Annotated in this window: 12 protein-coding genes; 1 reads left to right on the forward strand and 11 read right to left on the reverse strand. The window is 62.3% G+C overall.

Translation table 11 applies throughout. The features are described 5' to 3' along the window. Positions 1 to 280 precede the first annotated feature (280 nt). From ACTJJW_RS01095 to ACTJJW_RS01135, 9 genes are all read right to left on the reverse strand, one after another. Positions 281 to 1,150 (reverse strand): hypothetical protein, encoded by an 870-nt coding sequence (locus ACTJJW_RS01095; RefSeq protein WP_462642127.1) that lies wholly within the window; start codon positions 1,148 to 1,150, stop codon positions 281 to 283. A gap of 204 nt (positions 1,151 to 1,354) precedes the next feature. After that, a complete protein-coding gene (locus ACTJJW_RS01100) occupies positions 1,355 to 2,014 on the reverse strand; it encodes a hypothetical protein (RefSeq protein ID WP_462642128.1) in 660 nt (219 codons plus the stop codon). After that, positions 2,011 to 2,676, reverse strand: a complete 666-nt coding sequence (locus tag ACTJJW_RS01105) for a hypothetical protein (protein ID WP_462642129.1) — start codon at positions 2,674 to 2,676, stop codon at positions 2,011 to 2,013. The genes ACTJJW_RS01100 and ACTJJW_RS01105 overlap by 4 nt, the downstream gene beginning before the upstream one ends. After that, the gene (gene pilM / locus ACTJJW_RS01110) at positions 2,673 to 3,722 is read right to left on the reverse strand and encodes a type IV pilus assembly protein PilM (protein ID WP_462642130.1); all 1,050 of its coding nucleotides are present in this window, start codon (positions 3,720 to 3,722) and stop codon (positions 2,673 to 2,675) included. The genes ACTJJW_RS01105 and pilM overlap by 4 nt, the downstream gene beginning before the upstream one ends. A 34-nt stretch (positions 3,723 to 3,756) precedes the next feature. Then, positions 3,757 to 4,575 carry a prepilin peptidase gene (locus ACTJJW_RS01115; protein WP_462642131.1) on the reverse strand — a complete coding sequence of 273 codons (819 nt, stop codon included), beginning with the start codon at positions 4,573 to 4,575 and terminating at the stop codon, positions 3,757 to 3,759. Between the two features lie 2 nt (positions 4,576 to 4,577). Continuing rightward, complete coding sequence (locus ACTJJW_RS01120; protein WP_462642132.1) at positions 4,578 to 6,077, reverse strand: hypothetical protein; 1,500 nt, start codon at positions 6,075 to 6,077, stop codon at positions 4,578 to 4,580. Beyond that, the gene (locus ACTJJW_RS01125) at positions 6,068 to 6,634 is read right to left on the reverse strand and encodes a prepilin-type N-terminal cleavage/methylation domain-containing protein (protein WP_462642133.1); all 567 of its coding nucleotides are present in this window, start codon (positions 6,632 to 6,634) and stop codon (positions 6,068 to 6,070) included. The genes ACTJJW_RS01120 and ACTJJW_RS01125 overlap by 10 nt, the downstream gene beginning before the upstream one ends. Further along, on the reverse strand, positions 6,631 to 7,068 hold the full coding sequence (locus ACTJJW_RS01130; RefSeq protein ID WP_462642134.1) for a type IV pilus modification PilV family protein: 438 nt from the start codon (positions 7,066 to 7,068) through the stop codon (positions 6,631 to 6,633). Before ACTJJW_RS01130 ends, ACTJJW_RS01125 begins: the two co-directional genes overlap by 4 nt. 98 nt (positions 7,069 to 7,166) lie before the next feature. Further along, on the reverse strand, positions 7,167 to 7,586 hold the full coding sequence (locus tag ACTJJW_RS01135; protein ID WP_462642135.1) for a type IV pilin protein: 420 nt from the start codon (positions 7,584 to 7,586) through the stop codon (positions 7,167 to 7,169). 373 nt (positions 7,587 to 7,959) lie between these two features. Between ACTJJW_RS01135 and ACTJJW_RS01140 the strand changes: the two genes are divergently transcribed. Beyond that, on the forward strand, positions 7,960 to 9,159 hold the full coding sequence (locus ACTJJW_RS01140) for an IS110 family RNA-guided transposase (RefSeq protein WP_462642136.1): 1,200 nt from the start codon (positions 7,960 to 7,962) through the stop codon (positions 9,157 to 9,159). A 41-nt stretch (positions 9,160 to 9,200) separates the two neighbouring features. Here the strand turns inward: ACTJJW_RS01140 and ACTJJW_RS01145 are convergent, their stop codons facing one another. Beyond that, on the reverse strand, positions 9,201 to 10,430 hold the full coding sequence (locus ACTJJW_RS01145) for a type II secretion system F family protein (protein ID WP_462642137.1): 1,230 nt from the start codon (positions 10,428 to 10,430) through the stop codon (positions 9,201 to 9,203). Next, positions 10,431 to 11,876 carry a type IV pilus twitching motility protein PilT gene (locus tag ACTJJW_RS01150; protein ID WP_462642138.1) on the reverse strand — a complete coding sequence of 482 codons (1,446 nt, stop codon included), beginning with the start codon at positions 11,874 to 11,876 and terminating at the stop codon, positions 10,431 to 10,433.

Here is an 11,876-nt window from a genome sequence, read left to right on the forward strand (position 1 = left end):
TGACAGCGTCGTGATGGTTAGCATTCATCTAGACCCGCGCCCCACCAGAATTGTTCGGATGGTTTGTGGATATGCCGTGGGGGCCAACCGAAAGGTTGAACCCTGTGGTGTGGAGTGACTAGCGCGAGAACCCCGCAATAGCGGTTTGGGCCGAAGGGCACGGTTCAAGCGCACGACAAAGCGCACACCTCAGAAAGAATAGCCCCCGGACCGGCCGGGGTCAAATGGTCACAGCCCACATGCAGCAAGCAAAACTTGCTCGCTGCATGTGCAAGTGTGACTAGTGCTGAGCTGCACGTTTCTCGGCGAGCTCGGCTTCCCACTGAGCACGGGATTCGCGGTTGCGTTCGGTCACCTTGCGGCCGCGCTTGGCTACTAGCGCGCCAGTCCACAGCGAGACTTCACGTGCGACGAGTCCCCCAGCAATGACCCGAGGATCAATAAGCGCCAACGCGAACAGCACCTGAGCCTGCTCTGGAGTGTTCTGGACAATGCCATTGGTGAGCAACAGCACGCCGATAGTTCCGAAGTAGACGATCAACCCAACAACGATGCTGCCGATAACGTGCGCTGCCCATCCCGCGCGGTTCACAATAAGCGCAATGATGAGCGCGCCCAAAGCAAAGAAAGCGATAGGCACGTAGAACGTGGGCTGCTGCACAAAGTCGAAACCAACCCGGCCAGACTGCAGGGCGTTGATGATCACTACCGCGATCGCAAAAATAATCGCAAAGACGAGGGTGGACGCGAGCGCGATGAACACACCAAATCCACGATTGCCTGCGACCTTGGGTGGTGTGGGGGCCGTGACGTAAACCACGCGTGACTCCCCGGATGCCGACGTGCTTGTCGTGTCAGAGGCAGTGGTCTCCGACTCAGCAACGACCTCAGGCTCATAGACGACTGTGGGCTCCGAGAGCGGCTCGGCTTCAGCCTCCACCGTTGCGTCGTCGTACTCGGGGTCGGTCGCGGATTCCGACGCCGAGGTCGAGGTCGAGGCTGAGGTCGATGATTCGATCTCGGGCTCTACGAGCGGAGCGGCTGCGGCAGTAGTGCCGTCACCGCTGGTCGTCTCGTCAACGACTACGGCATCCTCGATGTTGTCGTGATTCTGATCGGAAGAACCACGCTCTACAGATGGATCGGTCATAACTGATGCCTCCTCGTGCCAGTGAACTGATGAGTTTAGTCTACTGAGACACAGACCAAAAATGAGAAGAACGCCACGACAGTCGAGTCGCGGCGTTCTTCGGCAGCAGTATTCGCCGGACCTGCTTACGGAGCCGGCTCAGCATCCACTTTCGCGAGCATCTTGACGTGAGGCACTACGCGGTCCCTCACGTTTCGCCGGCGTTTACCCCGCGTCGACCGGTGCCGTCGGCACCGGTTCCGCCGGTGGTGGCGGCACCTGACTCGGGTCGAGGAGCACGAAGACCTGCCCAGTCGTGGTCAGCGTCACGGCGGCATCCGCCTGCATGCTTCCCTCAACGAGGCTGAGGTCGTGGACGAGGTAGAGGCGGTCGCCCGCCTGCACGTCGGCGATAAAGTCCATGACGTCCCCGTACTTGCCGTCGACGGATAGACCGATTTCGATTGCGAGGAAATTGTCGCTATTGACGCTGTCGGCTGCGGCTGCCAGTTGCGGGTCGCTCGCCACTTCGGCAGCAGGCACATAGGGCTGGGGGTCGACGGTCGTCATCGACGTGATGACAACACCGTGGTCCGCGGCACGGGCGTGCAATTGCCTGATCAGGTCGGGCAGTGCTGCCGCGTCCGGGATGGCTACCTGCAGCGCGGCGAGATGCTCTTCCAGCGTCTCGAGGTCCTCGAACTGTTTCCGGAGCTCGATAAGCGTCGCCTCGAGCCCGACATTCTTGGCCTGCACCGCGACCCGGTCGTCGTTCGCGGTGCTGGCGGCGGTGAGCATCGGGGAGATGCCGAACAGCCAGGCGCCGGCCACAAGCGCGACGATCAGCACGATCGACCCGAGCGTCCACAGTCTGCTTGACGTCATGATTTGTCCTCGGCTTCGAAGAACCGTCGCTCGAAGGCGTCCGTATCGATGTTCAGGGTGACGGTGGCGGTATAGACGTCTTCGGTGAGGGTGATTGAGCTGACGGTCGAGTCGGCGTGTCCGCGAAGGGATCGCAGGTTGACCAGCCACCGATCGATTTGGGGCAGACCCGGGCTCGTCGCGGTCAGCGACAGCGTCGCCACCCGCGCTTCCTGGAGTGGCGCACTCAGTACCGGAGCGGATTCAAGCGCGGATATGGAGTCAACCCCGAACCTCGTGATGGACACCCCTCGAGGCAGCGTGCCTTGCACCTCAGCAAGATACTCTCGCCAGAAAATCTCGGTCGCCGACCCGACGAGGCGGGCGTTCTCCGCCGCAGCGAGCAGGTTTGCTGCGGTTCGCGCTTCGACATATTGCAGCTGGTCCTTGAGTAGCTGCTGGGTGCGGGCCTGCTCCTCGGCAAGCAACGACTGGCTTTGGGCGGCGAGCGTTGTGACGAAGGCCACGCTTCCCGCACAGATCACGGCGACGACGATGACCAGGGTGGCGAGCGAACGCTGCCGTCTACGGCCTTCCTTGCGTGCCTTGATTTCTGGTGGCAGCAGGTCGACTCGCGGTTGCGCTCCGACCACGATGCCGGCGGTTTCGCGCTTGAGGTTCATCGTGCCTTGCTCCCCAGAGCCAGCCCGAGGGCGACGGTCATGTCGGCGCGCGCGGCGACGTCGGCGGAATCCATCGTGCGTGCCAGCTTGAGGTCGCTGAAACCGGTATCCGTGAAAACCGGTACGCGGGTGAGCTCGGTCAGCGCGGCCTCAAATCCCGGCATCCGTGATCCACCCCCGGAGAGGATGATGCGGTCGATCGAGTCGTGCTGGTGGGCGTTCACGAAGTAATTCAGGGTGTTGCGCAGCCCGTTGAGGAGATGACCGGTGACCTCGTAGATTACCTCGACGACTGGCCTGTGTTCCGGGGATACGCCGGCGGTGACGACTCCGATGGTGCGTTTGGCCTGCTCGGCGATTGCCGGTGTCATGCCCAGCTTGGCGATCAGGGCGCTGGAGATTTCGTCGCTGCCTGCCGGGATGATGCGCACGAATTGGGGCACACCGTCGGTGGCGATGACGACGTTGATGGTGGTTGAGCCAACGTCGATGAGGGCGACGGTGCCGTCCGCGCTCGGGCCGCGCAGGTGCACCCTGCTGAGCGCGAATGGGATCAGGTCGACGGCGACCGGTTTGAGTCCGGCCAGTTGGGCGGCGGTCACGTTCGCCATGACCGCTTCCTTGACGGCGGCGACCAGGAGTCCGCGGATGACCGGGCCGTTCTCGCTGGTCTCTTCGGCTACCGGATAGAAGTCGAGAATCGCCTCGGCGACTGGCACCGGCAACATGTCCTGTACCTGGAACGGGAGCGACTCGCGGATCTGCTTCATTGTCATCTTCGGCACCGTGAGGTCGCGGGCGAGCACCCGCTGGTTGCCCATGCCGAGCACGACGTCTTTGCTTTTGAATCCGCCGTCGACCCAGAGTCGCTTTAGCGCCGAGGCAACCGAATGCACTTCGAGCACATCACCGCTCTTGGCCGCGCCTTCCGGCAGCGCCACCTCGTGGTACCGCACGATTGTCGGATGGCTGCCCCCGGCATCCGCCACCTCGACGGCGCGGATCGACTCACTGCCGATATCGACGCCGACTATCCCTCTAGCCACGACTGTTCCCCATTCCCCGCGAACTATTGATTAGCTAACTATTCCCCAGACCAAATAATGCCAGATAACCGGCCCAAATGGTGCCCCCAAAAAAAATACCCATCCAGGCGCCCGCGAGCATCCACGGCCCGAACGGTATTCCGCTCTTGCGATTGACCTTGCGCAGGGCGAGAAGTGCGATCGAGAAGACCCCGCCGAGCAGGAAAGCGCCGAAGGAGCCGACCAGCAGGTTGCCCCAGCCGAGCCAGCCGAGAAACAGCCCGAGGACACCGGCGAGCTTGACGTCGCCAAACCCCATGCCGCCCGGGTAGGCGAGCGCCATCAGCAGGTACGCCACGAACATGGTGGCAAGTCCGATGCCGCCACGAATGAGCGCCTCATAGTCTGCGGCGAGGATGCTCGCCGCACCGAGCAGGGCGATTCCGACCGCGTAGGTGGGCAGCACGATCTTGTTCGGCAGCTTGTGGGTGTCCAGGTCGATCATGGTCAGCGCGACCGAGATTGCAGCCAGATAAAGGAAAGCCGCGAGCACCATAACGGTCCCTGAGCTTGTCGGAGGGCCCCCCACTAACCCCCACCACGCAACTCCGGCAAAGAATACCCCGGTTGCCAGCTCGACCACCGGGTACCGCCAGGAGATCGGCTCGGCGCAGTCCCGGCACTTGCCACGAAGCACCAACCACGACACGACGGGGATGTTGTCCCACCACCGGATGGCGTGACCACATTTCGGGCAGGCGCTTCCCGGGTGGCTGAGCGATTCTCCCCGTGGCAGTCGCCAGATGAGCACGTTGAGGAACGAGCCAATCAACAGCCCGAACCCGCCGGATGCCCCGGCTAGAACGCCAGCCACCACTACGGAATCTCGCGGAAACTGCGCCGGTCTCCCAGCTCGGCGCCTGTCACTACTGGCGTCGCCAGCCCGTCCGTCAGGTCAGCACCCGGCACGCCTACTGGAACAAAGGTCAGGGATGCCTGTTGGCGGAATTCAACCTCGCCACCGTACATTTGGCCTCGGAAACCATCCCTGTCGCTGTAGACCTTGCATGGCGTGTAGATCATTGCGGCGATCGTTGTGCCGAAGCCTGTTTCGTTGGTCAGCGTGATATTCCCGGTCATTCCGCTGGGCGGCGCGCATGTCGGGGTGCCATCGGCGACTTCATCCGGAACGATGAAGTGGATTTTACGCTCCGCTGTGGAGGTGAATCGCAACTTGTTCAATGTGAATTGTTCGGCGAGGAAGACGAGGTCAGTCTTCAACTCCACCGCTGCCCCCACGTTGTTCTTGGTAACGACCTCGGATGTCGGGCATTTGTTGAGGAAGCTGATGACGGTCGGCACTGTGTAATTGGTGAGATTTGCCCACTCGGCCGTGCTGTCGTCGATCGTGCACGGTCCGGTCCAGTCCACCACTTGGTAGCCCGCTGCTGTCCAGTAACTCGGGTCACTCGGAACGTCGGTCCATTCGGGGATGCTCGGTGGCCCCACAGAGGAGCCCGATCCGGCGGAACCTGACGCCGGAGCTCCTTGGACCGTGCTGCCGCCAGTGATCAGGACGGTGCCCCCCGCCTGCACTTCGCCACCGATATTGCTCTGGTCTATTGTCACGTTCCCGGTGGCGCGGACGGAGCCGGATACGTCGCTCTTGTACACCTTCACGTCGCCGTTGACATGAATGGAGCCGGATACGTCGCAATTGTTGAGGTCAGCGTTCCCGTTGCCCAAGATCAGGTCGCCGCCGATCGATGCGCCGTTGCTGCAGACGACGTCGCCGTTCTTGATCGTCACAGAAGTTGCCGCACTGTTGGATGCGGAAACGAGTTCGAACTTTTTCAGAAGGCCTTTGACGGTGTGCGCATACACCGCGGAACCCGCGATGGGCACATGAGTGATGATCTCGTTGTAGTCGAATATCGCCTCCAGGGTGACTTCGTCTCCGGCCGTCGCGCCAGCGACACCGAGGCTTGCCGCTGTGCCGGTGGAGGTGACTCGCACCAGAGTGGAGTCGATTGTTGGGCATCCGTCAACCCAGCCGGACCCTTCGTCATGCGCGACGATTGCTTCGAATTTCGGTTCCACGGTAGAACCATAGAGACCTGCCACATTGGCGCAGTTCCCGGTCGTTTGCAGTCCGACTGTAGCGACATCGATGCCGGCCTCTGCGGCTGCTCGCGCCTGCATCGACGCCCGCGTAGAACTTGTCGTTCCGAGGGCACTCATGGTCGACGACAGCACCGTGACGGAGATGATCGCCAGAACGGACATGACTCCGATGACGGACACCATGGCGCTGCCGCTCTCGCCGCGGATGGTCTTGGCAGACGAACCGAAGCTCTTCCGGTTGATCAGAAACATGTCACGCTCCCTGTTGGCGGTAGAGCCGGTTGCCGGCTTACCGCAGTCGTTTCTATCAGTACTTTCAGGCCCGTGCCGGTCGAGAGCTGCATCGTGAAATCAACAGACCTGTTGGTTTCGTCCACCTGGAAAACCGGGGCGCCTCCGACGGGTTCCACGCCAGCCGCTAGTACCGTCCAACTGGCGACGTCCGCCGCTGTGGCTGGCATTGGGATGAGCGAATTCGATCTGGTTGTGCGGATCTCACCGCCACCGTAGTACCAGGCCGCGCAATGGGACTGCACCGGGCTGGCCAATGCGTCCGTGACAATCAGTGCCATGAGGGTCTGGGGCTCCCCAGAGGCTGCCGAGGCGCGCACAGCATACGCGTCGCGTACACCGTGGCTGAGCGATTCGCCGGCCAACTGACCAGAGCTGCTTGCCTGGGTGGAGCCGCGGATCTTTCTATCGGTGACCAAGGAGTTGATCAAGAGACCGCCCACAAGCGCAAGGACGATGGCGAGCAGCATCGAGTACACGATGAGCTCGATCAGTGAGATACCGCGTTCGGATTTCATGGCGTGGCCGCCGTGACTAGGACAAGGGTGGTTGCTGTCGCGAGCGGCCCGTCCGGGTTGCCGATTGCGTCATCCCACACTTTGACTTCGACGGGAATTACTGCGGGAAAGGTGGCGGGGCAGGCTCCGACGATGGTTTCTGGCTGGTAGACGTTTCCGCGTGCATCGGTCGTAGACGCCGTAGCAGCGTTGAATGCCTGGATGCTAGCGCAGTCCTGCGGAGCTGCGCGGACGAATTCAACCTGCTGGCCGGCGAGCTGGCTCGCGGTGGCGATGGTGGCGTTTTCGCCGGAGGACTTGATGGCCATAATCAGCATGGGCAAAAAGGCGACGGCGAGAAGCCCAAAGATGAGCATCGCGACGACGATCTCGATCAGGCTGACACCGTCTTCTGCGGCACGGCGAGGGGCGCCCTGCTGAACTGTGTTCTTCACGTCACCGCCCCCGGTTGATGGCTTTGTCGGAGATACCGACTCGAAACGAATGCGGGCCGCCGCCAAAGCGACGGCCCGCACAACGCGCGTATTCGCTGTTATGGTGCTGGTGCTGGTGCTGCTGGTGGTGTGATAACTCCAGTCGTGCTGTTGTAGGTCCACGAACCGGTGAGACCGGTTCGGCTAGCGGACAGCGTAAATTCGGTTGCCGTTGCTGTGGGAACGGTAAGTGTGACCTCTGGCGTCGGATTGAAGCCCTCGGCTTTCAGAGTGGTAGGCGTCAACCCGACGTAGCTGTCGGCTCCGACCGCATAGGTCTCTGCGGCGATCGCAGCATTCTTAAGGTCTGTCTCCACCTGAGCCTCCCAAGAACGTTCGCGCTGGTTGAGGAACGCCGGAATCGCGATAGCGGCGAGGACACCGATGATGAGGATGACGACGAGGAGTTCGATCAGGGTGAAGCCCTGTTCTCCCTCTTCGCGCTTCTTGGCGATAGCTCGGTTGATTGTTGTGATCATTGTGATCTTTTCCTGTCGTTCGAGTGATTACGGACAGGTGGCCCCCATGTGAATTGACCCCCTACGGATAGTATGGCCGACTTGGACTAGGCTCCATATCCCCCAAGGGGGGCAATCCGCTTCGACACGCCCCCGTTACTTTCTTTGTAGGCCCAAACGGTGTGAACTGTGAGGGTGTTGGCCTGTCAGGTCCGGCATGATTTTAGCCCCCAGTCACCCATGATCCGGGGGGTGTTGTCACCGGACCTGATTGGTGTCGGGTGATCGCTAATAGGGGCTCGGCTAGGAAGTGATTCCGAGGCCGTCCGTAACGTGGATGCCGAGACTTGACGCCGTTGGACCAGGCCACTTCTATCTAGTGGACGGAGTAGAAATGATCGAGAACTACGAAAGCGTCGAAGTGTTCGTCGGTGTTGATGTCGGAAAAGGCGAACACCATGCCGTCGCCCTGAACAGGGCAGGCAAGGTCGTATTCGACAAAGCTCTGCCGAACGACGAAGCGAAGATGCGGTCGGTGCTGCAGAAGTTGAAACAGCTTGGCACCGTGCTGGTGGTCGTCGACCAGCCCGCCACCATCGGCGCGTTGCCGATCGCCGTCGCCCAAGCTGAGGGCGTGCTCGTGGGCTATCTGCCGGGCTTGGCAATGCGGCGCATCGCCGACCTGCATGCTGGTGAGGCGAAGACCGACGCCCGCGATGCAGCGATCATCGCGCAAGCCGCACGGACCCTGCCACACGCGCTGCGCTCGATCGAGCTGGCCGACGAATCGGTCGCAGAGCTATCGATGCTCTGCGGCTTCGACGACGACATCCTCGGTCAGATGACCGCGACCAGTAATCGCATCCGCGGCCTGCTGACTCAGATCCACCCAGCATTGGAGCGGGTAGTCGGCCCGCACTTGGACCACCCGGCCATGCTGGACTTGCTCGAGCACTACCCGTCACCGGCCGCGATGAAAACCGCCGGTACGACTCGGATAGCGACCCGACTACTGAAGCTGGCACCCCGGATGGGACGGCGCCTGGCGGAGGAGATCACCCAGGCATTGAGTGAGCAGACCGTAGTCGTGATTGGCACCACCGCCGCAGCAACCGTGCTGCCGCGCTTGGCCGAGCAACTCGCAGCTCTCCGTCGGCAGCGGGCTGAGATCGCTGCCGTAGTCGAGAAACTGGTGGAGACTCACCCTCTTCAGCCAGTCCTGACGAGCATGCCCGGAGTCGGCGTCAGGACCGCAGCACGGCTCCTCACCGAGGTCGCCGGCAAGCACTTCGAATCCGCCGGCCACCTCGCCTCTTACGCCGGCCTTGCCCCCGTCACCCGCCGGTCAGGATCCTCAATCCGCGGTGAGCACCCATCTCGACGAGGCAACAAGATCCTCAAACGGGCACTGTTCCTCTCCGCCTTCGCCGCTCTCCGGGATCCGATCTCGCGCACCTACTACGACCGGAAAATAGCCCAAGGCAAACGCCACAACCAAGCCCTCATCGCTCTCGCACGGCGACGCTGCGACGTCCTCTACGCAATGCTCCGCGACGGCACCCTCTACCAAGCCCAGCACCAACTCGCCGCTTGACAAACCACATAGGGGCACCCCCCCAAGCTGGGGGCATCCGCCTACTTGATCTGCTCGAAGATGCTGAAGATCGGCATGTACAAGGCGACGATCATGCCGCCGATGACGAGTCCGATGAAGCCGATCATGAGCGGTTCGATGAGGGCGGTCAGCTGCTCGGCCGTCGATTCGACTTCCTGGTCGTAGAAGTCGGCGATCTTGGCGAGCATGACCTCCAGGGACCCAGAATCTTCTCCCACCGAGATCATCTGCGTCACCATCGCGGGGAAGACGGGTTCGAGTGCTAGCGGGCCTGCAACCGACTTACCGGAACGCACGGAGTCAGCAACTTTCTTGAGCGCCTGCTCGATGACGTAGTTGCCGGAGGTCTCGCCCACAATACTCAAGGACTGGAGGATGGGAACCCCGGCAGCCATCATTGTTGAGAAGTTACGGGTGAACCGGGCGATTGCAACCTTAGTGAAAAGGTCTCCGAAGACCGGCACCTTCAGCTTCCACGGGTCTACGACCTTGAGGACTTTCTCCTCGTTCTTGTTTGCCCGCCACCAAATATTGAACCCGACGGTCAGTATCAGCAGGAGCGGGCCAGCCCAGACCATGTTCTTCGACATCACGACCAAGACCTGGGTAGGAAGTGGCAGCGCCCCACCCAAGTCTGCGAACATCGTCTCGAATACAGGGACGATGAAGATCAGCATGCCGATGACGGCGACGAATGCCATGATCAGCACGGCCGTCGGGTAGGTCAGAGCTGATTTGATGGTGGCCCGCAGCTTGACGTCGTTCTCGAAATTCTCGGCGATCGAGACGAGAGTTCCTTCCAGAAAACCACCGGTCTCGCCCGCTCGAACCAGATTGGTCATCAACGGGGGGAAGACTTTGGTCTGGCGGGCCATGGCCGCAGACAGCGAGAGCCCCGATTCGACTTCGCCGCGGACGGTGTCGAGCGTCTTCGCCAAGATCTTGTTCTCAGTCTGCTCGGACAGAATTTGCAGCGTCCGGATGAGAGACAGCCCAGCGGAGGTCATGGTCGCCATTTGCCTTGCCATGATGGCGAGGTCTTTTAGTCCTACCTGTTTTTCAAACCCCGGGATACGGATTTCTTTCTTGAGGCCTGTCCCGGTTCCAGCCTCGTTGACGGAGATCGGCGCGACGCCGAGTATGCGCAACTTGTTGATGGCCGCAGCCTCGCTGGCCGCCTCGACGCGCCCCTTGACGACCTTGCCGGTTGCGTTTCTCGCGCTGTAATCAAACTCCTTGATTGCGGACACTTAGTGCTGTCCGCCCGAGAACTTGTCGCCGAAGTTCATTCCGCCATCGAAGGAAGCCGGGGTATCCGATCTGGTGACCAGACGCTTGAAGACGTCCAGGTCCTGCGCCTTCTCCGCGGCGGCCTCAAACGTGACGTCACCCGAGTTCACCAGGTCGGCGAGGTGCTGGTCCATGGTGTGCATGCCGAGGTCGCGGCCGGCCTGCATCGCGGACGGCACCTGGTACGTCTTGCCCTCGCGGATGAGGTTGGCGACCGCGTGCGTGCCGACCAGAACTTCCGTGGCGACGACGCGGCCCTTGCCGTTGGCGCGCTTGACCAGCGTCTGGCAGACCACGCCCTGCAGGGTCGCGGCGAGCTGCGCCCGCACCTGGCCCTGCTGGTGCGGCGGGTACACGTCGATGATGCGGTCGATGGTCTGCGGCGCCGACTGCGTGTGCAGCGTTGCGAACACGAGGTGCCCGGTCTCCGCGGCGGTGAGGGCGACCGAGATGGTCTCCAGGTCGCGGAGCTCGCCGACCAGGATGACATCGGGGTCCTGACGCAGCACGTGCTTGAGCGCGGCGGCGAAGCTGTGCGTGTCGTGGCCCACCTCGCGCTGGTTGACCAGCGACTTGTGGTTGGAGTGCAAGAACTCGATCGGGTCTTCCACCGTCATGATGTGGTCCGCGCGGGTGCGGTTGACCAGGTCGATGACGCCGGCCAGAGTGGTCGACTTGCCGGAGCCGGTCGGGCCGGTGACCAGCACCAGGCCGCGGGCCAGCTTGGCGAAGTTGGCGATCGTTTCCGGAACGCCGAGGTCATGCAAGTTCTTGATCTCGGTCGGGATGAGCCGGAAGGCCGCACCGATGTTGTTGCGCTGCTGATAGAAGTTGGCGCGAAAACGGGCATTGGCCGACAGCGTGTAGGCGAAGTCGAACTCCAGCTCCGTGTCGAACTTCTCCCGCTGCGCCTGAGTCAGGATGCTGTACAGCGCCCTGCTGACCCGGTCGGCGTCCCACACGGGATCGCCGGCGATCGGGGCGAGGGTGCCGTCAACGCGGATCATGGGCGGCGCGTTTACGCTGACGTGGAGGTCGGAACCGCCAGTCATCAACACCTTCTGCAGGGCGGCGTCCAAATCTGGGTCCGCGTTCAGGGCGTCGTCGCGGTGGGATGCGAACGCGGATGTCTCGGTCACGATTGGTGGCTGGGCTGCCGGGGATTGCACCATGGTCCCCGGGGCCGGCGGCGGCGCCATCAGTGGCGTGCTGGCGGCTGGCGGGGCGACAGACGGCGTGTGGGCTGCGGGCGGGGCGACTGGCGCCTCGGCGGCCGAAGCTGCATACGGCTCGTTCTCGGGCGGCTGCGGGGCAGGCAGGCTGGAGACGCTAGACGGCAGGTATGCGGGCGGGGCGGCGTGGGTGTCGACGTCGTCGACGGAAATTTCATAGACCGGCTTGTTCAT

It is taken from the genome of Rhodoglobus galactosidasius (assembly GCF_054957775.1).

Coding starts and splice junctions, on each gene's coding strand:
- ACTJJW_RS01095 (WP_462642127.1), bottom strand. CDS start 1,150: ATGACCGATCCATCTGTAGAGCGTGGTTCTTCCGATCAGAATCACGAC.
- ACTJJW_RS01100 (WP_462642128.1), bottom strand. CDS start 2,014: ATGACGTCAAGCAGACTGTGGACGCTCGGGTCGATCGTGCTGATCGTC.
- ACTJJW_RS01105 (WP_462642129.1), bottom strand. CDS start 2,676: ATGAACCTCAAGCGCGAAACCGCCGGCATCGTGGTCGGAGCGCAACCG.
- ACTJJW_RS01120 (WP_462642132.1), bottom strand. CDS start 6,077: ATGTTTCTGATCAACCGGAAGAGCTTCGGTTCGTCTGCCAAGACCATC.
- ACTJJW_RS01125 (WP_462642133.1), bottom strand. CDS start 6,634: ATGAAATCCGAACGCGGTATCTCACTGATCGAGCTCATCGTGTACTCG.
- ACTJJW_RS01135 (WP_462642135.1), bottom strand. CDS start 7,586: ATGATCACAACAATCAACCGAGCTATCGCCAAGAAGCGCGAAGAGGGA.
- ACTJJW_RS01140 (WP_462642136.1), top strand. CDS start 7,960: ATGATCGAGAACTACGAAAGCGTCGAAGTGTTCGTCGGTGTTGATGTC.
- ACTJJW_RS01150 (WP_462642138.1), bottom strand. CDS start 11,876: ATGAACAAGCCGGTCTATGAAATTTCCGTCGACGACGTCGACACCCAC.